1 protein-coding gene is annotated in these 229 nt (G+C 38.4%); it reads left to right on the top strand.

Annotated features, from left to right (window positions below; translation table 11 throughout):
• Window positions 1-26: 26 nt before the first annotated feature.
• The coding region (gene mobC / locus RMT89_RS45775) for a plasmid mobilization relaxosome protein MobC (protein WP_315889657.1) at window positions 27-229 on the top strand (203 nt) is incomplete at its 3' end.

Here is a 229-nt window from a genome sequence, read left to right as displayed (position 1 = left end):
AAACTTTCCAGAATTATGCTCGCAAAATGTTGCTATTGGGTTCAGTTGTAACGATTGATTTTTCAGAGTTAATAGGGGTCAAGCAAGAAATCAATCGGATAGGGGTTAATATCAACCAGATAGCTAAGTATGTCAACGTAAGCGAAGAAGTCACTCAAGAGGAATTGCAGGCCTTGAAAAATAGTCTTGCCGAGATTAACGACCTTATCACCTCTAAGTTGAAAGAAAC

The sequence above is a fragment of the Streptomyces sp. P17 genome, from assembly GCF_032436805.1.
Classification (GTDB): Bacteria; Actinomycetota; Actinomycetes; order Streptomycetales; family Streptomycetaceae; genus Streptomyces.
This window is presented reverse-complemented; position numbering and strand designations above follow the sequence as displayed.